At 63.1% G+C, this 22,057-nt stretch carries 23 protein-coding genes; 11 read left to right on the forward strand and 12 right to left on the reverse strand.

Annotated features, from left to right (window positions below; translation table 11 throughout):
* Positions 1–15: 15 nt before the first annotated feature.
* A complete protein-coding gene (locus QU606_RS15195; protein WP_102624616.1) occupies positions 16–309 on the forward strand; it encodes a DUF1330 domain-containing protein in 294 nt (97 codons plus the stop codon).
* Positions 310–629: 320 nt separating this feature from the next.
* On the opposite strand, the gene QU606_RS15200 is transcribed toward QU606_RS15195, so the two are convergent.
* The 8 genes from QU606_RS15200 to QU606_RS15235 all read right to left on the reverse strand — a co-directional run bounded on the left by QU606_RS15200 (position 630) and on the right by QU606_RS15235 (position 6,924).
* Entirely contained in the window at positions 630–1,193 is a 564-nt protein-coding gene (locus QU606_RS15200; protein WP_024074699.1) for an NUDIX hydrolase, read from the reverse strand.
* 2 nt (positions 1,194–1,195) lie between these two features.
* Complete coding sequence (locus QU606_RS15205; protein WP_024074700.1) at positions 1,196–1,948, reverse strand: GntR family transcriptional regulator; 753 nt, start codon at positions 1,946–1,948, stop codon at positions 1,196–1,198.
* A gap of 77 nt (positions 1,949–2,025) precedes the next feature.
* Positions 2,026–2,415: a carboxymuconolactone decarboxylase family protein gene (locus QU606_RS15210; protein WP_024074701.1), complete on the reverse strand. Its 390-nt coding sequence runs from the start codon at positions 2,413–2,415 to the stop codon at positions 2,026–2,028.
* Positions 2,416–2,428: 13 nt separating this feature from the next.
* Positions 2,429–2,914 carry a flavin reductase family protein gene (locus QU606_RS15215; protein ID WP_024074702.1) on the reverse strand — a complete coding sequence of 162 codons (486 nt, stop codon included), beginning with the start codon at positions 2,912–2,914 and terminating at the stop codon, positions 2,429–2,431.
* A gap of 12 nt (positions 2,915–2,926) precedes the next feature.
* Positions 2,927–4,408, reverse strand: a complete 1,482-nt coding sequence (locus QU606_RS15220) for an aldehyde dehydrogenase (RefSeq protein ID WP_304998529.1) — start codon at positions 4,406–4,408, stop codon at positions 2,927–2,929.
* Positions 4,405–5,238: an alpha/beta fold hydrolase gene (locus tag QU606_RS15225; protein ID WP_304998530.1), complete on the reverse strand. Its 834-nt coding sequence runs from the start codon at positions 5,236–5,238 to the stop codon at positions 4,405–4,407. Before QU606_RS15225 ends, QU606_RS15220 begins: the two co-directional genes overlap by 4 nt.
* Positions 5,239–5,283: 45 nt before the next feature.
* Positions 5,284–5,874, reverse strand: a complete 591-nt coding sequence (locus QU606_RS15230) for an amino acid synthesis family protein (RefSeq protein WP_150054297.1) — start codon at positions 5,872–5,874, stop codon at positions 5,284–5,286.
* A 237-nt stretch (positions 5,875–6,111) separates the two neighbouring features.
* A complete protein-coding gene (locus QU606_RS15235) occupies positions 6,112–6,924 on the reverse strand; it encodes a helix-turn-helix domain-containing protein (protein ID WP_069075695.1) in 813 nt (270 codons plus the stop codon).
* A 127-nt stretch (positions 6,925–7,051) separates the two neighbouring features.
* On the opposite strand from QU606_RS15235, the gene QU606_RS15240 reads away from it, so the two are divergent.
* The 3 genes from QU606_RS15240 to QU606_RS15250 are packed head-to-tail and all read left to right on the forward strand — an operon-like array spanning position 7,052 to position 10,105.
* Positions 7,052–7,240 (forward strand): DUF1656 domain-containing protein, encoded by a 189-nt coding sequence (locus QU606_RS15240; RefSeq protein ID WP_041160899.1) that lies wholly within the window; start codon positions 7,052–7,054, stop codon positions 7,238–7,240.
* Positions 7,241–7,250: 10 nt separating this feature from the next.
* A complete protein-coding gene (locus tag QU606_RS15245; RefSeq protein WP_150293795.1) occupies positions 7,251–8,159 on the forward strand; it encodes an HlyD family secretion protein in 909 nt (302 codons plus the stop codon).
* Positions 8,159–10,105: an FUSC family protein gene (locus QU606_RS15250; protein ID WP_304998531.1), complete on the forward strand. Its 1,947-nt coding sequence runs from the start codon at positions 8,159–8,161 to the stop codon at positions 10,103–10,105. The genes QU606_RS15245 and QU606_RS15250 overlap by 1 nt, the downstream gene beginning before the upstream one ends.
* A 55-nt stretch (positions 10,106–10,160) precedes the next feature.
* Here QU606_RS15250 and QU606_RS15255 read toward each other — a convergent pair whose 3' ends face one another.
* Positions 10,161–11,075, reverse strand: a complete 915-nt coding sequence (locus QU606_RS15255) for a LysR family transcriptional regulator (RefSeq protein ID WP_150293799.1) — start codon at positions 11,073–11,075, stop codon at positions 10,161–10,163.
* Positions 11,076–11,185: 110 nt separating this feature from the next.
* On the opposite strand from QU606_RS15255, the gene QU606_RS15260 reads away from it, so the two are divergent.
* Entirely contained in the window at positions 11,186–11,998 is an 813-nt protein-coding gene (locus tag QU606_RS15260; RefSeq protein ID WP_069075699.1) for a phytanoyl-CoA dioxygenase family protein, read from the forward strand.
* An 87-nt stretch (positions 11,999–12,085) separates the two neighbouring features.
* Positions 12,086–13,057: an ABC transporter substrate-binding protein gene (locus QU606_RS15265; RefSeq protein ID WP_370531099.1), complete on the forward strand. Its 972-nt coding sequence runs from the start codon at positions 12,086–12,088 to the stop codon at positions 13,055–13,057.
* A gap of 74 nt (positions 13,058–13,131) precedes the next feature.
* On the opposite strand, the gene QU606_RS15270 is transcribed toward QU606_RS15265, so the two are convergent.
* The 3 genes from QU606_RS15270 to QU606_RS15280 all read right to left on the reverse strand — a co-directional run bounded on the left by QU606_RS15270 (position 13,132) and on the right by QU606_RS15280 (position 17,290).
* Positions 13,132–14,463 (reverse strand): OprD family porin, encoded by a 1,332-nt coding sequence (locus tag QU606_RS15270; protein ID WP_069075700.1) that lies wholly within the window; start codon positions 14,461–14,463, stop codon positions 13,132–13,134.
* Positions 14,464–14,526: 63 nt separating this feature from the next.
* Positions 14,527–16,071 (reverse strand): MFS transporter, encoded by a 1,545-nt coding sequence (locus QU606_RS15275; protein WP_102624619.1) that lies wholly within the window; start codon positions 16,069–16,071, stop codon positions 14,527–14,529.
* A 10-nt stretch (positions 16,072–16,081) separates the two neighbouring features.
* Positions 16,082–17,290: an aspartate transaminase gene (locus tag QU606_RS15280; RefSeq protein ID WP_069075702.1), complete on the reverse strand. Its 1,209-nt coding sequence runs from the start codon at positions 17,288–17,290 to the stop codon at positions 16,082–16,084.
* A gap of 310 nt (positions 17,291–17,600) precedes the next feature.
* Here QU606_RS15280 and nac point away from each other — a divergent pair, with 310 nt between their 5' ends.
* The 5 genes from nac to QU606_RS15305 all read left to right on the forward strand — a co-directional run bounded on the left by nac (position 17,601) and on the right by QU606_RS15305 (position 22,056).
* A complete protein-coding gene (nac, locus tag QU606_RS15285; RefSeq protein ID WP_069075703.1) occupies positions 17,601–18,506 on the forward strand; it encodes a nitrogen assimilation transcriptional regulator NAC in 906 nt (301 codons plus the stop codon).
* A gap of 114 nt (positions 18,507–18,620) precedes the next feature.
* Entirely contained in the window at positions 18,621–19,046 is a 426-nt protein-coding gene (locus tag QU606_RS15290) for an acetyl-CoA carboxylase biotin carboxyl carrier protein subunit (protein ID WP_102624620.1), read from the forward strand.
* Positions 19,047–19,076: 30 nt separating this feature from the next.
* On the forward strand, positions 19,077–20,429 hold the full coding sequence (accC, locus tag QU606_RS15295; protein WP_102624621.1) for an acetyl-CoA carboxylase biotin carboxylase subunit: 1,353 nt from the start codon (positions 19,077–19,079) through the stop codon (positions 20,427–20,429).
* Positions 20,426–21,088 carry a 5-oxoprolinase subunit PxpB gene (gene pxpB / locus QU606_RS15300; protein ID WP_304998532.1) on the forward strand — a complete coding sequence of 221 codons (663 nt, stop codon included), beginning with the start codon at positions 20,426–20,428 and terminating at the stop codon, positions 21,086–21,088. Before accC ends, pxpB begins: the two co-directional genes overlap by 4 nt.
* Positions 21,085–22,056 carry a biotin-dependent carboxyltransferase family protein gene (locus tag QU606_RS15305; RefSeq protein WP_102624622.1) on the forward strand — a complete coding sequence of 324 codons (972 nt, stop codon included), beginning with the start codon at positions 21,085–21,087 and terminating at the stop codon, positions 22,054–22,056. Before pxpB ends, QU606_RS15305 begins: the two co-directional genes overlap by 4 nt.
* Position 22,057 lies beyond the last annotated feature (1 nt).

Here is a 22,057-nt window from a genome sequence, read left to right on the forward strand (position 1 = left end):
CAAGAGGATGTCACGATGAAGGCTTACTGGATTGCCCATGTGGATGTGTCCGACGCAGAGCAGTACACGCAGTACACCCAACGCGCACCGGCAGCGTTTGCCAAGTTTGGCGGGCGGTTCCTGGCCAGGGGCGGGCGCAGCGAGGCGATGGAAGGCGGGCCGGCACGGCAGCGCAATGTGGTGATCGAGTTCGATAGCTACGAGCAGGCGGTGGCGTGCTACGAGTCTGCTGAATATCAGGAGGCGAAGGGGTACCGTGAAGGGGCGGGGATGGCGCAGATCGTCATCGTGGAAGGGCTGGCGCCTTAGGTCATCAGGCCAAACATAGGACCAAATGTGGGAGGGGGCTTGCCCCCGATGGCGGTGGGTCAGCCAACCTCTCTGCCAACCGTGCCGCCGCCTTCGAAGCCTCGCTAAAGCTCGACATCTCCCACAGGGGATTGGTGGTATCCATGCGATCTACCGCCGGGCTGCTTTCTACCTGCCAACAGCGGGCCAGTGTGGGAGGGGGCTTGCCCCCGATGGCGGTGGGTCAGTCACCTTATTCAGCGGCTGACACACTGCTATCGGGGGCAAGTCGAATCGTCGCACCGCCCCTCCCACATTTGGTCCGGTGTTTGGCTGTGAGATCAGCGGATAAAGTGGATCTTGCCGCTGTCGTCATTGCCGATGTAGATGCCATACACCCCGGCCTGGCGTTCCTCGATATACCGTTCGAGGATCTGCCGGATCGCCGGGTAGTAGATGCTGTCCCAGGGAATGTCCTCGGGCGCGAAGAACCGGTAGTCGAGGGTTTCCGGGCCGAACTGGCCGGTGATCTCCAGCGCGATGGCGCGGAAGATGATGTACACCTCGCTGATCGTCGGCACGCTGAAGATCGAGTAGGGCGAGACGATTTCCGCGCGCACGCCGCTTTCTTCCCAGACTTCGCGCAACGCGGCTTGTTCAGTGGTCTCGCCGCCTTCCATGAAGCCGGCCGGTAGGGTCCAGGTGCCGGGACGGGGCGGGATCGCCCGTTGGCACAGCAGGTATTTGCCGTCCTGCTCGATGATGCAGCCGGCGATGATCTTGGGGTTGATGTAGTGGATATAGCCGCAACCCCGGCACATCAGGCGCTCATGCGTATCGCCCGGTGGCAACTGGCGACCGAGGTCACTGCCGCCGCATTTCGGGCAATAGCTTGGGCTGAACATGGTCAGTGGCCTATGCGCGGTTCTTTGAGCGCGATGGGCAGGGTGATCTCTGGAATCTTGCCGGTCTCTTCCTGCTTGCGCTTGAGGTAATCCAGGGCCACGGCAGCGGCTGCGCGCACGTGATCGACACAGGCCTGGTGCGCCGCGAGCGGGTCGCCGCTCTTGATTGCCTGGACCATGCGTTCCATTTCCTGGTTACTGGCGCCGCGGCGGTTTTCCTGGGACACCGAGGTGGCGCGCAGGTAGCTGATACGCGCCTGCAACTGGCGCAGTTGCGTGGCCGCCACGTGGTTGCCGGAGCCTTCGAGCAAGACGTCGTAGAAGCCTTGCACCGAGTCGATCACCTGTTGCAGTTCGCCGTCCTTGAGGGCCTTGCGGTTCTCCTCCAGGGCTTTTTCCAAGGCCTTGATGTCCTTGGCCTTGGCGCGCAGGGTGAACAACTGCACGATCAAGCCTTCGAGCACGCAGCGCAGTTCATAGATGTCGACCGCGTCGGCCAGGGTGATGATCGCGACCTGCGGGCCTTTGGCATCGGCAAACTCCACCAGGCCCTCGGACTCCAGGTGACGCAGGGCTTCGCGCACCGACGTGCGGCTGACGCCCAGGCGATCACACAGGTCGCGTTCTACCAGGCGGTCGCCCGGCAGGAGCTGGAAGTTCATGATGGCGCTGCGCAGTTTCTCCAGCACGATTTCGCGCAGGGTGACCGGGTTGTGATTGACCTTGAAGCTGTCGTCGAGTGGCAGGCGTTTCATGGGGTCTGCTCTGAAGGTGGCTGTCCCTGCAAAACGAGCACCGGCAGCGGTGCTCGATCGATCAAAACAGCCAAGGGTTAACGGGTGGCCTCTGCATCGGCTTCGGCGAAGGCTTCCCGGGCCAGCCGGAAGCTGTCCACGGCGGCGGGAACCCCGCAATAAATGCCGACCTGAAGCAGAATTTCGCGTATTTGTTCACGACTCAGCCCGTTACGCAAGGCGCCACGTACATGCAGCTTGAGCTCGTGAGGTCGATTGAGGGCCGAAATCATTGCCAAGTTTATCATGCTGCGTTCTTTAAGCGACAAACCCTCACGGCCCCACACATGGCCCCAGCAGTACTCGGTGACCATCTCCTGCAAGGGCCGGGTGAAATCGTCGGCATTCTCGAGGGAGCGCTGCACATAGGCTTCGCCCAGCACCTGGGTGCGGATTTTCAGGCCCTGCTCATATTTGTCGTTGCTCATCGTACTGTGCTCCTCAGGCCAGGGTGGGCAGCGGGCCCAGCTTGCCTTTGTGGTAGATCATCGGCGTGACCGGTTGCGCGGGCAGGATCAGGTTCTTCACTGCGCCGACGATGATCGCGTGATCACCGCCATCGTATTCGCGCCACAACTCACACTCGATGATCGCCGTGGCCTTGGCCAGCAACGGGTTGCCCAGGTCGCTGAGGTGCCACTCGATGCCCTTGGCCTTTTCCTTGCCCTTGCTGGCGAAGGCATAGGCTTCGGCGGTTTGGTCGGCCGACAGCAAGTGAATCGCAAAGCGCTTGCTGTCGCGCAGCACCGGGTAGGTGTCCGAAGCGTAGTTGGGGCAGAACAGCACCAGGGCCGGGTCGATCGACAGCGCACTGAACGCACTGGCGGTAATGCCCACGATGCCGCCGTCCGGGTCCAGGGTGGTGACCACCGTGACGCCGGAGGGGAACGAGCTCATGACGTCTTTGTAAATGCCGGGTTCGATCATGGTCGGGGTCTCTTAACGCATCACAAAAGGATCAGGCATGGGCGCCTGGGAGAGGTTGATCCACACCGTCTTCAGCTCGGTGTAGGCCAGCACCGAATCGATGCCGCTTTCGCGTCCGTAGCCGCTGTTCTTGAAGCCGCCGATGGGCGCCATGGCCGAGACGGCGCGGTAGGTGTTGACCCAGATGATCCCCGAGCGCACGTCCCGGGCCAGGCGGTGGGCGCGGCCCAGGTCGCGGGTCCAGATGCCGGCGGCGAGGCCGAACTGCGAGTCGTTGGCGATCGCCAGGGCTTCGGCTTCGTCCTTGAAGCGGATCACCGAGGCCACCGGGCCGAAGACTTCTTCCTGCATGATCTTCATCGAGTTGCGGTCGCACTCGAACAGGGTCGGCTCGTAGAACCAGCCGCCCCCCAGGTTCTGCGGGCGCTTGCCGCCGGTGCGCAGGCGCGCGCCTTCGGCGATGGCGTCGGCCACCAGGCCCTCGACCACGGCCAGTTGCTGCGCAGTGGCCATGGGGCCCATCTCGCTGGCATCTTCCTGGGGGTTGCCGATGCGAATGCGCTGGGCGCGCTCCACCAGGCGCTCGACGAATTCGTCGTAGATCTCGTCCTGTACCAGCAGGCGCGAACCGGAGACGCAGCTCTGCCCGGAGGCGGCGTAGATCCCGGCAATCGCGCCGTTGATGGCGCTGTCGAGGTCGGCGTCGGCAAAGATGATATTCGGTGATTTACCGCCCAGCTCCAGCGATAACTTGGCGAAGTTCTCGGCACTGCTGCGCACCACATGGCGCGCCGTGGCTGCACCGCCGGTAAAGGCGATCTTGCGCACCAGCGGATGGCGGGTGAGGGCGGCCCCGGTGCTTGGGCCGTAGCCGGTCACCACGTTGACCACGCCCGGCGGAATCCCGGCTTCAAGGGCCAGGCGCGCGAGTTCGAGGATGGTCGCCGAGGCATGTTCCGACGGCTTGATCACGATGGTGTTGCCCGCCGCCAGGGCCGGCGCCAGCTTGATCGCCGTGAGGTACAGCGGGCTGTTCCAGGGAATGATCGCGGCGACCACGCCCATCGGTTCATGCACGGTGTAGGCAAACAGGTCGGGCTTGTCCAGGGGCAGGGTGCCGCCTTCGAGTTTGTCGGCCAGGCCTGCGGTGTAATGGAAGAACTCCGGCAGGTAACTGACCTGGCCACGGGTCTCGCGGATCAGCTTGCCGTTGTCGCGGCTTTCCAGCTGCGCCAGGCGTTCCTTGTTGTCGGCGATCAGGTCACCCAGGCGGCGCAGCAGTTTGCCCCGCGCGGTGGCGGTGAGGCCGCGCCAGGCCGGGCTGTCGAAGGCCTGTTGCGCAGCCTGCACCGCGCGTTCCACGTCGGCTTCATCGGCATCGGGCAACTGTGCCCAAGGTTCGGCCAGGGCCGGGTTGAGGCTGTCAAAGGTCTTGCCGGACAAGGCATCGACCCATTCTGCGCCGATGCACATCTGGAAGCGTTCAAGCGTCATGCCACGATCCCCTTTATCGGGTGTTGTTGGGAGTGCGCCGTCTGGAGGAAGTCCAGCAGCAGCTGGTTGACCAGGCGCGGCGATTCAACCGGCATCATATGCCGTTGCTCGGGCAATACCGCCACGGTTGCGCCAGGAATACGCTCCGCCAGTTGGCGGGCCATCTGCGGTGTCGAGCCGGGGTCCAGCTCGCCGGTGGCCACCAGGGTCGGCACCTGGATGCTGCCCAGGTCGTCGGCGCGGTACATGTCCTGGGTCGCGAACAGCTCGTAGGTGGTCAGGTAGCCCTGGGGGTCGTTACCGGCCAGGGTCTGGCGCAGCGCGGCGATCTGCGCCGGGTTGGCCGCCTGGTATTCACGGCTGAACCAGCGCGAGAGGGCCGCTTCGGCATTGGCATCCGGCCCGTGCTCGGCGGCCTGGGCGGTGCGCGCAATCACCCCGGCGCGCTGCTCGGGGCTGCGGTTGAACACGCTGTTGAGCACCACCAGGCTGTTGAGGCGTTCCGGGTAGTGCAGGGCAAAGGCGCGCGCCACCAGGCCGCCCATGGAGAAACCGATCACCGTCGCCAGGGGCAATTGCAGGTGATCGAGCAGCTCCAGCAGTTGGTCGGCATAACCTAGCAGCGATGTGCCGCTGTCCGGGCGCGGGCTGGCGCCATGGCCGAGCATGTCATAGGTGATCACGCGGTAATGGGTGGCCAGGCCAACCACCTGGCCGCCCCACATCTCTTTATTCAGGCCCACGCCGTGGATCAAAACCACAGGCTGGCCTTGGCCGGTCGCCAGGTAACTGGTGCCAGCCGGGGTACGTTCAGCGGTGAGCCGAATCATGGAGCGCTCCTGCATGCCTTTTTTTGTTGGAGTGACTGTCTTGGCTTACTGGGCTTTTTCCGCCGCCAGCTCTTCGAGGTCGATGTAACGGTTGCCGATGCGCGGGTGCAGGCGGCCACCGTCTGCGCAGCCCAGCACCACCACGATTTCATCGGCGCGCGGCGCGTCTTCGATCTGCATTTCCAGGGTGATGTAGTGCGAGCGCAGGCCTTCGTCGTCCTTGTGCATCATCGGGATCTGGATCGACGTGCCCGGGCCACCGCGTTTGTTGGTGAAGCTCAGGTAGCTCTTGGCCTTGACCGCTTCGCGATAGTGGTTGCCGAAGCGCAGGGTATGGATGATCGCCGACGCGTGTTCGATCTCGCCGTCAGCCCCGACCACGGCGGCCTTGCCGTAGGCTTCGATCTTCTGCGCGCCACCAATGATGCCCACCAGGCGCTCTACCATCAGTGCACCGAGGTCCGAGCAGTTGGCACGGATCTCCGGTTTCAGGTCTTCGACAAACCCGCGACCCAGCCAGGGGTTTTTCAACACGACCGCCAGGCCAACCATGGTGACGGGAGTGTCAGAGGCCTTGCCGCCTTCAATAAAGGTTTCTTCTACGTAGCTGACGATCTTGCGGATTTCGAAACTCATGAGCTGCTCCGTCGGGTGTGAGTGGGTCCGTGTATGATGGTATACCATAATACCTTAAGTGCAAGAGCCAGCGATGGGCCGTCGATAAATACCGCGACAAAAGGTCAGGTGGTGCACCTTTTCAGGGGGGGCGAGGCGTGTGCTCGGGACGCCTGGCTCAGCAGGGCGAGGGAGCGCCAATGAGCGCGGACCGCCCAGCGATGATCACTGGGCTTGCGGGTGGGCTGGAGGCGTGCGTCAGGGCTGCGCGCGCGAGGCCGGCATGGCCGTGGCGCGGATATAACGTGCCGGCGACGTGCCCAGGGTCTTGCGGAACATGCTGATGAATGAGCTGACCGACTCATAGCCAAGCGCTTCAGCGGTGCGCTGTACCGACTCGCCTTCGGCCAGGCTTTGCAGCGCTACGATAATTTGCCATTGCTTGCGCCACTGACCGAAGGTCAGCCCGGTTTCACGTTTGACCAGGCGGGCCAGGGAGCGCTCGCTCATGGCCACTTGGCGTGCCCACTGGGCCATGGTGCAGCGGTTGGACGGGTCCTGGGCCAACCCGCGCGCGATCACGCGCAACTGGGCCGTCGCGGGCAGCGGCAGGTACAACTGTTCCGTCGGGGCAAGTTCCAGCTGTTCGAGCAGCACACTGGCCAATCGCGCGTTGGCACACGCTGGCGGGTAGTCCTGGGCCTGGGCGCTGAGGTGCAGGATCAGCTCCAGGATCAGCGGTGACAGCACCAACGTACAGCACTGTTGCGGTAGCGCCGCCGCGCCGGGCTCCACAAAAACAAAGCCGACTTTACCGTTGGCCGTGACCCGGTTGCTGTGGGCCACGCCACCCGGAATCCACACGCCGAACCCTGACGGCACCATCCACACCCCATCCTCCACCGTGCACACGATGCCGCCGTGATAAGCCACTACCAGCTGGCCTTTGCGGTGGGTGTGTACGGGAAACTCGGTGTCGTTGCGCTGGGCGCCCAGCATCAATGCCACGGCAGGTTGGTCGAGGCGATCGAGTTCGAACTGTTCAATCGTGGCGTGATTTGTCTCGTGCATGCCCCATCACCGCAATTTGGCTGAATTTGATTATATTCTGGCAGCATACTCAATATCGGCAAGGGTGCGTATTACCTAACATCGTCAGCAAGGCCATCGCGTTGATGGTCGACGGCGAGACCCACCGATGCTCAGCGAAATCACGATTGCCAACCTCTATATCCCGCCTTTGCTGGTTTACCTGGGTGTTTCAGCCCTGGTCTACGGGCTGCTGGAACGCACCATCCGCCGCTGGCTGGAGTGGGCCTGGCACCCGAGCCTGGCGCGTTTTTTTGTCTCGCTCATCATCCTTTCGACGTTAGTCCTGATGGTCTAAGCGAGGCGCCATGTCTATCAATAACCTCTTCAAGACGCTCGCCACGCTGGTACTGGGGCTGGTTGCGCTGCTGTTCTGTACGCAGTTGTGGCGAGCCTACGTATTGGCGCCCTGGACGCGCGACGGACGTGTCAGTGCGCATGTCATCCGGATGGCCCCGGAGGTGTCCGGCCAGGTCGAACACGTCCTCGTGGGGGATAACCAGTGGGTCGCCAAGGGCGCGTTGCTGTATCGGATCGATCAGCGCGCCTATCTGCTGGCCCAGCAACAGCGCGCCGCAGAGCTGGCAGAGGCACGTAGCGTGTTCGCGCAACGTACGGCACAGCTCCAGCGCCGCAGCCAACTCGGCGATGCGATTGCACGGGAAGAAACCGATAACGCGGCGCGGGACTTGGCGGTGGCCAAGGCCCGCCTGGAGGCGGCCCAGAGCCAGTTGGCCCAAGCCCGGCTGGACCTCGAGCGTACGACCATTCGTTCGCCGGTCGATGGTTACGTGACTCAACTGCGCCTGCAGCCAGGTGACTACGCCGTCGCCGGCACGACCAATGTGTTTGTGGTCGATGCGCACAGCTTCTGGGTCACTGCTTACTTTGAAGAAACCAAGCTCCCCGGTGTGCGACTGGGGGCCGCCACGTCGATCAAACTCATGGGGTTTGCGCCTTTGCTTGAAGGCCATGTCGCCAGTATCGGGCGGGGCATCGCCGATGGTAACGAGCTGCGCAGCGAGGGCGGTTTACCCCAGGTGGCCCCGACGTTCAGTTGGATACGACTCGCCCAGCGGGTGCCCGTACGGATTGAATTGGACAGCGTGCCCCCAGGCGTGGAGTTGGCGGCGGGGATGACGGCCAGTGTCGAAGTGAGTGAGGCCGGCGCCGAGCGACATTGGCGGCTGTCACGCTGGCTTCAGGCATTTATGTGATGAAGGGCCGCCTGTTGAGCGTGTTGAGTGGGCTGCCGCTGCCATGTACACCGCAGACGCTGGGCTACGTGTCGCGCAGTGTCGCGGCGGCCACCCTGGCCCTGTGGCTGGGCTTGCAACTGCACTTGGATGCGCCGTTCTCGGCGGCGTCGACGGTGTTGCTGCTGATTCACCCGATCCAGGGCGCCGTGGTCGGCAAGGGTTTCCATCGTGTGCTGGGCACGCTGGTGGGGATCGTCGCGGCCTTCGTGCTGACCGCCCTGTTCGCCCAGAAAATGCTGCTGTTTATCCTTGGGGTCGGTGTGTGGCTCGGTCTCTGCGTCGGTGCCATGACGGTGCTGCGGCACTATCACGCTACCGCGGCCGTGGTCGCCGGTTACACCGTATGCCTTGCCCTGGGCCCGGCGATTGTCGCTCCCGAGCAAAGCTTCGAGCATATCGTGACACGCGGTACGGCGGTGGCACTCGGGGTCTTCAGCCTGAGCTTGGTGGCGACGCTGTTCAGCCGCAAGACCGTCGAGCAGAAGCTCAATCGGCTGCTCATCAGCGTGACGTCCCGCACGATACGCTGGCTGGCGATTCGGTTGAGTGGCGAGCAGGACGCGCACCCGAGCCTTGCCGCTCGGCCACTCTCGCTTGAGATCAGCCAGGTAGATGATCTGCTCGGCATCGGCCGGGGCGAGTCCGCGCTGATCCGCTCCCGGCTGCCGACGCTGCAGGCGGGGCTTGCGTACCTGCAGGGCGTGGTCCTGGCCGAGAGTACGTCCCATCGGTCTGCATTACCCGCCATTGCCCGCATTGGCAGGGAGCTGCAACCGCTGGGCGACGGGCTGGCCGACGCCACGCAGGATTTTTCCACGGCAGCCGAGCGCGTCAGGGCCATGCAACATTGGCTGGCGGGCGATCTTGAGCGGCACGCGAGCGATGCAGAGTACCTGGATGAATCCTTGGCAGACCTGTGCAGCGCCTTGTTGAGTTTTGCCAGCCTGCAACGCAATACCCAAGTGCCTGCCCGTGCAGTGGGCTTTCACCGACACTATGGGGACGCGCTGCGCAACGGCCTGCGAGCGTTGCTGGCGATTTTGGCGACGGCGGCCATCTGGTACCTGACCGGCTGGGACCAAGGGCCAACGCTGTTGGCGGTCGTGGGGCCATGTTGCACATTGCTGGCCACCAGCGCCGCACCCACCCAGGGCATGCGCGGTTTTATCAAGGGCACGCTCTACGGCATCCTGGCGGCTGCGGCCTGCAAGTTTCTACTGCTGCCTCACATCAGTGGGTTTGCGCTGCTCAGCGTAGTGCTCGCCGCGTTCTGGATATTCGGCATGCATGCCACGACCCGACCGCGCCATGCGCTGCAAGGCATTGCCTACCTGATCGCGTTCAATACCCTGGTCAGCACCGGGGAGACGGCGCACTACGACTTTGTCGAGTTCGCCAATCAAGCACTGGCCTGGATGGTGGCGCTTGCCGTTTGCCTGCTGGCTTTCCAACTGTTTCCGAAGAAATCCGCCAGCCCCATACGGGCACTCAGGCAGGCGCTGGAGAGGGACACACGACGCTTGCTGCGTCATGGCAGCCGATTGGATAGGCTCGGATGGCAGGCGAAGCAACAACATCGAGTGGTGTCGTTGCTGGCCTTATTGGGCGCAGATCAGCCACAGGCTGACCCAGCCGGCTATGTGTCGTTGCAATTGAGCCGGAGCCTGGGGCGGCTGCAACGCAAGACCGGCCAATTGGCGCCGGGGTCGGCGATTGCCGAATGCGCGCAAAGGGGCGCTCGGCGACTGTCCAGGCATGCCTTGAACACCGCAGTGAACGCGGCCCAGGCCCGGCGAACGGCGAAATCGATGCACAGGCTGGGTGCCGCGCATCTCGCTGCGTGCTACGAGGAACTGGCTGGGTTGTTGGAACAATACGGGCGCTTGAAACGAGGGAGGCCCTGATCAATGTCGACCGCCGCGTCATAACGCGCTGATGACATGCCCTACCTGCTGACAGTCAACTTGCGGCAAACGATAGCCGTTCTTTGAACCAGGTGACGGCCTGGTGCTTGAACGCCTCGGCCGGTGGCGTCAACGGGTAGCGCTGGTCGTAGGCTAATACGATGCGTTGGGCAGGCAGTTCTTCACGGACGGGGCGGCAGACCAGCGGTTGGCCGTCGTAGCTGTGGTCACCGAAGGGGCGGGTATAGGTCAGCGCCACGCCGAAACCATTTGCAACCAGGCTGCGCTGGAACTCGAAGCTGTGGGTACGCTGGACGCTGGCGGGGGTGAGCCCATAGAAGTTGAACAGGTCCAGCACGTGCTGCCAGCTGTGGATCTGATCGGTCACCACCAGGTTGCATTCGCTGAGCGCCTTGAGGCTCACATCGGCCTCGTTTGCCAGCGGGTGATCAGCGGCCAACAGGGCGTGGGCCTTCAATTGGCGCAGCTCGATGCAACCCATGTGTGCCGGCAGGCCCAAGTCGTAGGTCAATGCCAATTCCAGGCTGCCTTCGGCGAGGCGCTTGCCGAGGTACTCGAACCCGCCTTCGCGCATATCCACCGTGACCTGAGGATGTTCCATTTGCAGGCGCCTGAGTATCTGCGGCAAGCAATAGGGCGCCAGGTCCTCATAGCACCCCAGCACCAACTCTCCGGAAAAGTCGCTGTCATCCGTCCCGATGGCGGAAAACGCCCTGGCCTCGGCCAGCACTCGCCTGGCCTGGGCCATGACCGTGCGCCCGAAAGGGGTCAGAGCGACGCCGAGCCCGCGTTGGCGAACGAACAGGGGCTGGTCGAACAACTGCTCCAGTTCGGTAATCGCCGTAGAAACCGAGGGCTGGGACACGTGCAACTCCTCGGCCGCCAGCGTGAGGTTGCCGTGTTTGGCCGCGGCGAGTGCATAACGTAATTGGCGCAGGCTGAACTTCATAAGATTTTCTTGGGTGATAAATCAATACATATTATTTTATCTTGGTTGGATGTCATGGAATATTTGCCCTGCGCCCCACCTTTATTTCTTGCTTGAGGGAGTTTCAGGTCATGACACACGGTTCATTCACCATCACTGAACAAGACATCGAGGCCTTTCAGCGCGATGGAGCGGTTTGCCTGCGGGGCATCTTCAGTGAGTGGGTCGAGACCATTGCCGCCGGCATCGAGCGCAACCTTGCCGAGCCGGGTACCTACGCCAGCCGCTACATCGACAAGGATGACAAACCGGGCGGTTTCTTCGATGACTATTGCAACTGGCAACGCATTCCCGAGTTTCGCGCGATGGTCGAAGAGTCGCCTGCGGCCTCTGTTGCTGCGGCTGTCATGCGCTCGCAGTCGGCACAGTTCTTCCATGACCATGTTCTCGTCAAGGAGCCGGGCGCGCAGAAGGCCACCCCCTGGCACCAGGATATTCCCTACTACTTTGTCGAAGGCAACCAGCACGTCAGCTTCTGGATACCCGTCGACCCGGTACGCGAGTCGACGCTGCGCCTGCTTGCTGGTTCACACCGTTGGGAGAAAGGCATAAAGCCGGTGCATTGGGCCGATCAAAGCGATTTCTACCGCGACGCCGATGGCTACCGCGACGCCCCCGATCCGGACTCGGAGCAAGGCATGCAAGTGCTCGAGTGGCAGATGCAGCCGGGTGACGCGGTACTGTTCGATTTCCGCACGGTCCATGGCGCCCGGGGCAATGCGTCGGCGCAGCGGCGACGCGTATTGTCGCTGCGTTGGCTTGGCGACGATATACGTTACATCGAGCGTCCAGGAAGGACCTCTCCACCGTATCCAGGGCATGCGATGCAGACCGGTCAGAGACTGCGCGAAGATTGGTTCCCGACGATACATCAAGGCGCTTGAGCTTCATCTTGATAACCACTGTTTGCCACAGTTGTGGCAACGACTTGCACTGCCATAACCCTGTTGACTGTGTTGGAGCGTGCGATTGTGAACATCCAAAAAAATAGCCTGGCCGCCACCCTGATTTCCCTTGGCCTGTTGGCCGCCAGTGGCGCGAGCCAGGCGGCCGGTTGGTGCGAGTCCGGCAAACCGGTGAAGTTCGCCGGGCTCAATTGGGAAAGCGGTATGTTGCTCACCGAGGTATTGGAGATTGTGCTCAAGGACGGCTATGGCTGTCAGATCGATACGTTGCCGGGTAACTCCATCACCATGGAGAGCGCCCTGGGCAGCAACGATATCCAGGTGCTGGCGGAAGAGTGGGTGGGACGCAGTGAAGTCTGGAACAAGGCCGAGCAGAGTCGGAAGGTCGTGGGCGTGGGCGCACCGATCATCGGTGCGACGGAAGGCTGGTACGTGCCGCGTTATGTGGTCGAGGGCGATGCCAGGCGTAATCTCAAGGCCAAGGCACCCGACTTGAAAAAGATCACGGATCTGCCCCAGTACGCCGCGCTGTTCAAGGACCCGGAAGAACCGAGCAAAGGGCGTTTTTACAATTGCCCGGCTGGTTGGACCTGCGAGCTGGAAAACAGCGAGATGCTCAAAAGCTACGGCCTGGAGGCCAACTACACCAACTTCCGCCCGGGGACCGGTCCTGCCCTGGATGCGGCCGTCCTGTCGAGCTACAAGCGCGGCGAGCCGATACTGTTCTACTACTGGTCACCGACCCCGTTAATGGGCCAGGTCGACCTGGTCAAGTTGGAAGAGAAACCGGGCGTCGACAAGAAGATCAGCATCAAGGTGGGGCTCTCCAGCGTGTTCCATGAGCAGGCACCCGAGTTGGTCGGTGTGCTGGAGAAGGTCAATCTGCCGATTGATCTGTTGAACCAGAACCTGGCCCGTATGAGCAAGGAACACATTGACTCGCCCAAACTGGCCCGGATGTTCTTCAAGGAACATCCAGAAATCTGGCACACCTGGGTCAGTGAGGCAGCGGCGAAAAAGATCGACGCCACGCTCTAGGACCGCCTGAATCAGGGCGGTGGTTGTATCAGGGGGCAACGATGCGCGTTGCCCTCTTTTTTCGCCGGCAGCGTCTACAGAATATTCAACGGGTAACTCACAATCACCCGATGCTCATCGCTGTCACGCTGGGTGGAAACTTCGGTACGCAACGACGCATGGCGCAGGGCGATGCTCAAATCCTTGAACGGCCCCTGCTGCACCACATAGCTCACGGTCAAATTGCGCTCCCACTCGGTTTTATCGCCTGTCGGGGTGCGGATATTCGAGCCGCTTTCGTACATGCCCAGGAAACTCAGGCCAGGCACGCCCAGGTTTGCAAAGTCATAACCGTAACGCACTTGCCAGGTGGTTTCGCCGGCGCGCTGGAACTTGCCGATCATCGATTCGGTCATGAAGTAGGCCGTGGAGCCGTCGCCCTGGTTCAACCATACGGCGTCACTGTCGCCGCTGACTTGTTGCAGGCCGGCGGCGATCGTATGGCCGTTGACCAGGTAGGTGAATTGCGCGCTGCTCAGGCGGCTGTCGACTTTGCCCTTGGTGACGCCGTTACCGTAATAGCCGAAGGTGTAGAACGCCGGGTCATTGCCATTGGCGCCGTCAGAGCGGTTGTCGAAGTGGCGCAGGTCGGTGCGCAGGATGCCGGGGCCGACTTTCCAGTCGTATTTGAGGCCGAGGAAGTTCTGTTTGTAGAAGTCCTGCAGGTTGCCGTAGTAGTACTGCAATGTCAGGTCTTTGCTGGCTTTGTAGTCGACGCCGCCATAGTAGAACTTGTTCACGAACTCGCCAGTCTGCGCGTTGTTCGCGCCGGGGATCGACATGCCCATCTGGTTGCTCGAGCCGCGGCCCTTGACGTGTTCCAACTGGCCGAGGGTGAAGGTGAAGTTGTCGAGGTCCTTGGACTGGATCTGCCCACCGTTGAACGTCTGCTGCAACATGCGATCGGTCGACATCACCACCGGCAACATCGGCACCAGCGTGCCGTATTTCAACTCGGTGTTCGAGAATTTCGCCTTGGCCGTGAGGCCCAGGCTGCCGAACTCATCCACGGCGCGACCATCACTGTCGGTGGGGAAGATGTTGCCGTTGAACGCCGTGTGCTGAGGGTTGTAGTGCCGGCCCTTGCCTGAGTCCAATCGGACACCGAACATGCCAATCGCATCCACCCCAAAGCCGACCGTGCCCTGGGTATAGCCGGACTGAAAGTTGGCGATGAAGCCCTGGCCCCATTCCTGGGTGTAGTTGGGGTCGGCGGCGCCGCTACGGTTGTCGGCGTTACTGAAAAAGTTGCGCGCCAGCACATTGAGCTTGCTGTCTTCCACCAGACCTGCGGCGTAACCCTGTTGAGCGATGAGCAGGCCGCAAATGCCGGCCATTACTTTAGGTGCGCGATTGAAAAGCTCCATCGGAGTCATCCCCATGAGTTGTGAAGTGTTGTAAGAGGCAGTCAAAAGCGGCAGTTAAGGTTTTTATTGTTTTTCAGGAGCAACGGTGGCCGGTAAGGCGTTCAGCTTTACCGGCGGCAAGCGGTACAGGATGAGCAGCGCGAATACGCCGAGTGCGGCGCACAGCAGCAGCCCGACGCCCACCGATTGGGCCAGGGCATCGCGGGCCAGGTTCAGCCATTGCGGGTGTTCGAGCAGCACGGCGGCGGGGTGCAACAGCACTTGCGGGTCGGCGTATAACGCCAGGCCGTCCGCGTGGCCCTGGGCGACAAACACCCGTTGCAGGTTGGCGCTGTACAGCAGGTTGACCAGCGCGCCCATTGAAGCGGTGCCGAGCAGGCCGCCGACCAGGCGCAGGGATTGGGTCAACGCGGTGGCGATCCCGAGGAACTGCCGTTCAGCGAGTGTCTGGGTGAACACGGTCAGGTTGAGCAGGATAAACCCCAAGCCCAGGCCGGCGAGCAGGATCAAGCCGAGCAGGGTGTTGAACGAGGCAGCGCGCCCGGCGAGGGCCAGCCCGAGACATGCCAGCAGCAGCGCGACGAAACCACCCAGTGGCAACAGGTTGGGGTTGCGCAAGCGGGTGACGATGCGGCTGTTGACGATGGCGCCCAGGGTGATGCTCAACGCCAGCGGGGTAATCAGCAGCCCGGCGTCCTGGGGCGAGTAGCCATAACTGCCTTGCAGCAGCAGCGGCAGGTAGAACAACAACGAAAACATGATCGCCCCGGCCGCCATCGACAGCACGAACAGCAGGCGCATGCTCGGCAACCCGAGCAACGCCGCGGGCAGCAGCGCATGCCGGCAGCGGCGTTCCCAGCGCCACAGCGCCAGTGTCGCCAGCCCGCAACCCACGCCGAGGGCTGCACTGAGCATCAGGCTGGCATGCCCCAGCCATTCGACAAACAGTTGCAGGCTGCCCAGGGCCAGCGCGATCAGCAGGGCGCCGGGCCAGTCGAGGCTGATCTTCGTTTGTTGCAGCGGGCGGTAATACGGCAAGTAGCGCCAGGCGAAGAACAGCGCCAGGCAACCCAGCGGCAAATTGATGTAGAACACCGAGCGCCAACCGTAGGCTCCGGTCAGATACCCGCCCAGTCCCGGCCCGATGGCGTTGACCACGCTGAACAGCGCACTGAGCAGCATCTGCCAGCGCAGGCGTTGGCGTGTATCGGGGAACAGCTCGGGGATGCAGGCGAAGGCGGTGCCGATCAACATGCCGCCGCCGACACCCTGCAACGCTCGGCCAAGTACCAGCCACAGCATGTCCGTGGCCAGCGCGCAGGCCAGGGAGGCCAGGGTGAAGATCAGCGTTGCCGCCAGCACAAAGGGCTTGCGCCCGTAGTAATCACCCAACCGGCCGAAAATCGGGATGGTGACGATCGAGGCCAGCAAGTAGCCCGTAGCCACCCACGCATACAACTCGAACCCGTTCAACTCGGCGACGATGCTCGGCAACGCATTACCGATCACGGTCTGGTCGAGGGCCGAGAGCATCAGCACCAGCGAGATGCCAAGCATCGCCAGCAAGGCTTGGCGGAAGCCCAGGGCAGGGTGGGTGGCCACGGTCATCATCGAGTCCTCAGCGCAACGCGGCAACGGCGGCGGCGATGCGCGAGCAGCCTTCATCGAGGGTGGTGATATCTGTGGCGATCGACATGCGAAAGAACGGCGCCAGGCCATACGCCGTGCCCGCCACCACCGCCACGCCTTGGCTTTCGAGCAGGTACATGACCACGTCGTAATCGCTGTCCAGGCGCTTGCCTTCAGGCGTTGAGCGGCCCAGCAACCCGGAGCAGTTCACATACAGGTAGAACGCCCCGTCGGGCTTACGGCAACTGAGGCCGTCGATCGCATTGAGCAGCCCCAGGCAGCGGTCGCGGCGTTGTTGGTAGACCTCCACACTGGCCTGGACGAAGGACTGGTCGCCATTGAGTGCTTCAACGGCGGCGGCCTGGCTGATGGAGCAGGCGTTGCTGGTCGATTGCGATTGCAGGGTCGCCATGGCGCCGATCAAGTCGGCCGGGCCGGCGGCGTAGCCGATGCGCCAGCCGGTCATGGCGTAGGTTTTGGACACACCGTTGACCACCACGCTGCGCTCGCCCAGGGCCGGTTCGATGGCGAGGATGTGCGGGTTTTCCAGGCCCTCGTAACGGATGTGTTCGTAGATGTCGTCGGTCATCAGCAACACATGGGGAAAGTCGAGCAGCACATCGGCCAGGGCGCGCAGTTCGGCGGCGTTGTAGCTGGCGCCGGTCGGGTTGCTCGGCGAATTGAGCAGTAACCAGCGGGTGCGTTCGGTGATCGCGGCGCGCAACTGATCCGGGGTCAGTTTGAAGGCGTGTTCCTCCAGGCAGGCGAGGACCACGGGTTCGCCTTCGCAGGCCAGCACCATGTCGGGGTACGACACCCAGTACGGCGCCGGGATCAGCACTTCATCACCCGCGCCCAGCGTCGCGGCGAAGGCATTGAAGATCGCGCTTTTGGCGCCGCTGGTGACCAGTACCTGGTTCGCGGTGTAAGCCAGGCCGTTTTCCCGTGCCAGCTTGTCGACGATCGCCTGGCGCAATTGGGGCGTGCCGGCGTTTTGCGTGTAGCGCGTTTCGCCACGCTCGATGGCCGCATTGGCGGCGTGCCGGATATGCGCCGGGGTATCGAAGTCCGGCTCGCCCACCACCAGGTTGATGATCGACTGGCCTTGCCGGCGAAGCTCGTTCGCACGGTCGGAAGCGGCGCTGCTGGGGGACGGCTTGATACGGTGCACACGGGCGGCGATGCGGGAGGCGGTCACGTGTCGTTCCTCGGTAATGACATTGACGAGGCCCTACAGTACGAGTCGCTCGCGCAGCCGCCATAAGACGATATCGTTCTGGTCGGATAGGAATCGCTTATGGCTGGAACTGAACACGCCCCGCACCCTGTTGGTGCGTCCAGGCCCGCATGCGTGGAACCGGTGTCGGTCACGCTCGGCATGATCGAGCCATAGCAAAGGCTTATGGGTAGGCCCCTGCGCACCTGGCGCATCGGCAGGCGTAAGGCTGGCCTGGCTCTTGCTAACCCCAGGGGGTCGTCTCCCTTTTTCGAGCAAGAGCACCGCCACCGTGAACCTGCGCCGTCTGAAGTACTTCGTGAAACTCGTCGATATCGGCAGCATGACCCAGGCTGCCGATGTGCTGCATGTGGCACAACCGGCCCTGAGCCAGCAACTGGCGACCCTGGAGGCCGAATTGCAGCAACAGTTGTTGATCCGCACCAAGCGCGGTGTCACGCCGACGGAGGCGGGCAAGGTGTTGTACGGGCATGCGCAAATCATCTTGCGCCAGTGCGAGCAGGCCCAGAGCGACATCAATGCCACCGGGCACGCGTTGTCCGGCCAGGTATCCGTCGGCCTGGCACCGGGCACGGCGGCGTCAACGCTGTCGTTGCCGTTATTGCGCCGGGTGCGCGAGCGGCACCCGGGCATCCTGCTGTACCTCAATGAAAACTTCGGCACCACCTTGAGTGAATTGATCATGAACGGCCGCATGGACATGGCCGTGCTGTATGGCGGCCGTGAAGTGCACGGCCTGAGCTTTGTGTCGCTGCTGCACGAGCACCTCTACCTGGTGAGCGCCGACCCCGCCATCAGCGCGCTGGAGCAGATTGCGCTGGCTGACCTGGCCGACATGGACATGCTGCTGCCGCGTCCCTACAACGTCATGCGTCGCTTGGTGGACGAGGCGTTCCAGCGTATCGGCCTGAGCGCGCGGGTGGTGGCGGAGATCGAATCATCGATCACCCTGACCGCCGCCGTGGCCGAGCACTTCGGTTCCACCATCCTGCCCGAGTCATCGGCGCGGGTGATGGTGGCGGCGACCTCGGTGCATATGTGCCGCATTGTCGAGCCCGAGGTGGATGCGCCCCTGGCCTTGTGCCTGTCCGGTCACCTGCCGCTCTCCGTGCCGGCCCAGGCGGTCAAGGCGATCCTGCTGGAGCTGGTCGCGGAGATGCGCGGCAGCCTGCTCTGAGGGGTCATAAGCACGGCTTATCACCCCAAAGCCAAAGCGTCTTGGTCGTTGGCGAACCGGCTCGCTACATTGGCTTCATCCACTCAGACACGCAGGGCAGGCAGGGGGCCAAGCATGGATTCCGAACGCATCAAGGGGCTGATCGATTTGCTCGCCGAATCCGATCTGCTCGAACTGAGTTTTACCGAAGGCGATAGCACGATTCGCCTTTTCAAGCAGGCCGGGCAAGCCGTGGTGCGCGAGTTACCTGGCGAGTCTGCCGAGCCTGCGCCGAGGGTGGTCGTGGCACCCGCCCAGGCCGTCACCGGGGTGGAAGTCAAGGCCAGCCTGTATGGCGTGCTGCACTTGACGCCCGCAGCCGGTGAAGCACCGTTCGTGGCGGTGGGCGATGCGGTCGAAGCCGGGCAAACCCTGGCGGTCCTCGAAGCGATGAAAATGTTCCACCCAGTCAAGGCCAAGGCCGCAGGCCACGTCACCGCGATCCTTGCCCAGAGTGGCACCGAAGTCGAAGCCGGCCAGGCGCTGTTTCGTCTCGGTTGATCCCCAGCCGCTTTTTTTAAGGTGAATTCAATGTTCGACAAAGTGCTGATCGCCAACCGTGGCGAAATCGCCCTGCGCATTCAGCGTGCCTGCCACGGCCTGGGGCTCAAGACCGTGGTCGTGCACTCCGAGGCGGACCGGCATGCGCAGTATGTGCAACAGGCCGACCAGGCGTTGTGCATCGGGCCGGCCTCGCCCACTCACAGTTACCTGAACCAGTCGGCGCTCTTGTTTGCGGCCAAGGTCAGCGGTGCCCAGGCGATCCATCCGGGTTATGGCTTTTTGTCGGAGAACGCGGGGTTTGCCGAGCGCATCGAAGCGGCTGGCCTGACCTTTATCGGGCCGAGCGCCGCGTGCATCCGCACCATGGGCGACAAAGTCGCGGCCAAGCGGGCCATGCGTGAGGCCGGGGTACCGTGCGTACCGGGGCCGGATAGCGTGATGCCGAGCGACGACGCCAGCATCCAGGCAATTGCCCACGACATCGGCTACCCGGTGATCGTCAAGGCCGCCGGCGGTGGCGGTGGCCGTGGCATGCGCGTGGTGAACGAAGCCGGCGCGTTGCTCGACGCCATCGCCCTGACCCGTGAAGAAGCGCGCTTGGCCTTTGGCAATCCGGAACTCTACATCGAGAAATTCCTCGGCCATCCACGCCATGTGGAAATCCAGGTGCTGTGCGATGCCCACGGCCATGCGATCTGGCTCGGTTGCCGCGATTGCTCCCTGCAACGCCGCCACCAGAAGGTGTTGGAAGAAGCGCCGGCGCCGGGGATCGATCCGGCGCTGATCGCCCAGGTCGGCGAACGTTGCGCCGCTGCTTGCCGGCAGATGGGCTATCGCGGCGTCGGCACCTTCGAGTTTCTGTATGAGGACGGTGAGTTCTTCTTCATCGAGATGAACACCCGGCTGCAAGTCGAACACCCGGTCACGGAGATGACGACCGGCATCGATATTGTCCAGCAGCAAGTGCGCATGGCGCGCGGCGAAGTGCTGGAGCTGCGCCAGCAAGACGTGCAGCTCAACGGCCATTCACTGGAGTGCCGGATCAACGCCGAAGACCCGATCACCTTTATGCCGACACCGGGGTTGATCCATCGTTGGGACGTTCCAGGTGGTTTTGGCGTACGGGTCGACTCCCATGTCACCACGGGCTACCGGGTACCGCCGTATTACGACTCGATGGTGGCCAAGGTCATCACCCATGGCGCGACGCGCGATGAAGCCATGGCGCGCATGCGCCTGGCCTTGAGCGAACTGTGCGTGGAAGGCATCAGCACCAATATCCCGTTGCACCGCGAGATTCTTGACGACCCGGCCTTTTGTGCCGGGGGCGTGGACATTCATCACCTGGAGCGCTGGTTGCAGCAACGGAGCCCGACATGAGTACTGCTTCTGAACCCCGTATCAGCCTGCTCGGCTCCACGGCGCTGTTGTTCGAAGCGCCGGGCGAGCTCGACCTGGCACCGCAGCAACGCATCTGGAGCCTGGCCTTGCAGGCCGGTACATGGCCCGAGATCCAGGAGGCGGTGCCCGGCATGAACAACCTGATGCTTACGTTCCTCCAGCCGCCGCGCAACCTTGAGCGAGTGTGCGAACGTTTGCTGCACGCCTGGGACAACTGTCCGCCATTGCCCCTCGAAGGGCGCATCGTCGAGTTGCCGGTGGTGTACGGCGGCGAGTTCGGCCCGCACATGGCGGACGTGGTGGCGCACACAGGGCTGGACATCGAAACCATCGCCAACCTGCATTGCGAACCGCTGTACCCGGTGTACGCCTTGGGCAGCCACCCGGGTTATTGCTACCTGGGCGGCATGGATGCGCGCCTCGCTACACCACGGCGCCAGGTGCCGGTGATCAGCATCGCTGCTGGCTCCGTGTCGATTGGTGGGGTGCAGACCGGGGTATCCGCCTCGGCCGGCCCCAGCGGTTGGAACACCATCGGCCGCACCGAGATGGTCTTTTTCGACCCGACCCAAAACCCGTCGGCGATGCTGCGGCCGGGTGACATGTTGCGCTTGCGTATCGAGAGGATCATTCGATGATCGAAATTGTATCGACTACCGCCCTGGCCACCGTGCAGGACTTCGGGCGCTTCGGCAGCCTGGGTTACGGCGTGGGCACTTCCGGTGCCATGGACCCTTTGGCGCTGGCGCTGGGCAACCTGTTGCTGGGTAATCCCGAGGACGCCGCGGCCATCGAGATTCCGATGTTCGCGTTCGACGTGCGGTTTATCCAGGACTGTGCCTTCGCCGTGACCGGCGCCGCCTGCGAAGCCAGTCTCGACGGCCAGCCCTTGCCGCCGAACTGGGTGGCGCAGGCGCGGGAAGGCCAAGTGTTGAGCCTGGGTTACCCGAGTTCCGGCAGTCGCGCCTACCTGTGCCTGCCCGGAGGCGTCGACGTGCCCTCGGTGCTCGGCTCGCGCAGCACCCAATTGCGCGGCGAATTTGGTGGTTTGCACGGCCGGGCCTTGCAACAGGGCGACCGCCTGGCTGTGTTGCGCCCTGGGGTGAGCACGCAGCCAACGGATTTCGGTGTTGTTTCACCGAGCCAGGCGCTGCCCTTGCAGTGCGACGGCTTGCCGGCCATGCGCGTGCTGCCGGCGGCGGAGTATGCGGGCTTTACGGATGAGTCTCGCGCGGCGTTTTGGGCCGGCGAGTGGAAGGTCACCCCCCAGAGCAACCGCTACGGCTACCGCCTCGAGGGCGCACCGATCCTGCCCAAGGTGCCGATGGAAATCCGCTCCCACGGCATCGTCCCCGGCGTGATCCAGGTGCCCCATGGCGGCCAGCCGATTATCCAGATGCGTGATGCGCAACCCAGCGGCGGCTACCCCAAATTCGGCACGGTGATCGAGGCCGACCTGTGGCGACTCGGCCAGGCGCCCATCGGCAGCAACGTGCGGTTTATCGAGTGCAGCTACGCCGAGGCCATTGCGGCCCTGGCAGACAATCAGCGCTATCTCGTGGAGGTCCGCCGTCTGGTCGACCTGCACGGGCTGGCTTCGCGTTAAG

It is taken from the genome of Pseudomonas sp. OVF7 (genome assembly GCF_030644265.1).
GTDB lineage: Bacteria > Pseudomonadota > Gammaproteobacteria > Pseudomonadales > Pseudomonadaceae > Aquipseudomonas > Aquipseudomonas gorinensis.

Excerpts from the sequence above, each read along its gene's own strand:
- QU606_RS15195 (WP_102624616.1), top strand. The coding sequence starts at position 16 with ATGAAGGCTTACTGGATTGCCCATGTGGATGTGTCCGACGCAGAGCAG.
- QU606_RS15200 (WP_024074699.1), bottom strand. The coding sequence starts at position 1,193 with ATGTTCAGCCCAAGCTATTGCCCGAAATGCGGCGGCAGTGACCTCGGT.
- QU606_RS15205 (WP_024074700.1), bottom strand. The coding sequence starts at position 1,948 with ATGAAACGCCTGCCACTCGACGACAGCTTCAAGGTCAATCACAACCCG.
- QU606_RS15210 (WP_024074701.1), bottom strand. The coding sequence starts at position 2,415 with ATGAGCAACGACAAATATGAGCAGGGCCTGAAAATCCGCACCCAGGTG.
- QU606_RS15215 (WP_024074702.1), bottom strand. The coding sequence starts at position 2,914 with ATGATCGAACCCGGCATTTACAAAGACGTCATGAGCTCGTTCCCCTCC.
- QU606_RS15220 (WP_304998529.1), bottom strand. The coding sequence starts at position 4,408 with ATGACGCTTGAACGCTTCCAGATGTGCATCGGCGCAGAATGGGTCGAT.
- QU606_RS15225 (WP_304998530.1), bottom strand. The coding sequence starts at position 5,238 with ATGATTCGGCTCACCGCTGAACGTACCCCGGCTGGCACCAGTTACCTG.
- QU606_RS15230 (WP_150054297.1), bottom strand. The coding sequence starts at position 5,874 with ATGAGTTTCGAAATCCGCAAGATCGTCAGCTACGTAGAAGAAACCTTT.
- QU606_RS15235 (WP_069075695.1), bottom strand. The coding sequence starts at position 6,924 with ATGCACGAGACAAATCACGCCACGATTGAACAGTTCGAACTCGATCGC.
- QU606_RS15240 (WP_041160899.1), top strand. The coding sequence starts at position 7,052 with ATGCTCAGCGAAATCACGATTGCCAACCTCTATATCCCGCCTTTGCTG.
- QU606_RS15245 (WP_150293795.1), top strand. The coding sequence starts at position 7,251 with ATGTCTATCAATAACCTCTTCAAGACGCTCGCCACGCTGGTACTGGGG.
- QU606_RS15250 (WP_304998531.1), top strand. The coding sequence starts at position 8,159 with ATGAAGGGCCGCCTGTTGAGCGTGTTGAGTGGGCTGCCGCTGCCATGT.
- QU606_RS15255 (WP_150293799.1), bottom strand. The coding sequence starts at position 11,075 with ATGAAGTTCAGCCTGCGCCAATTACGTTATGCACTCGCCGCGGCCAAA.
- QU606_RS15260 (WP_069075699.1), top strand. The coding sequence starts at position 11,186 with ATGACACACGGTTCATTCACCATCACTGAACAAGACATCGAGGCCTTT.
- QU606_RS15270 (WP_069075700.1), bottom strand. The coding sequence starts at position 14,463 with ATGGAGCTTTTCAATCGCGCACCTAAAGTAATGGCCGGCATTTGCGGC.
- QU606_RS15275 (WP_102624619.1), bottom strand. The coding sequence starts at position 16,071 with ATGACCGTGGCCACCCACCCTGCCCTGGGCTTCCGCCAAGCCTTGCTG.
- QU606_RS15290 (WP_102624620.1), top strand. The coding sequence starts at position 18,621 with ATGGATTCCGAACGCATCAAGGGGCTGATCGATTTGCTCGCCGAATCC.
- accC (WP_102624621.1), top strand. The coding sequence starts at position 19,077 with ATGTTCGACAAAGTGCTGATCGCCAACCGTGGCGAAATCGCCCTGCGC.
- pxpB (WP_304998532.1), top strand. The coding sequence starts at position 20,426 with ATGAGTACTGCTTCTGAACCCCGTATCAGCCTGCTCGGCTCCACGGCG.
- QU606_RS15305 (WP_102624622.1), top strand. The coding sequence starts at position 21,085 with ATGATCGAAATTGTATCGACTACCGCCCTGGCCACCGTGCAGGACTTC.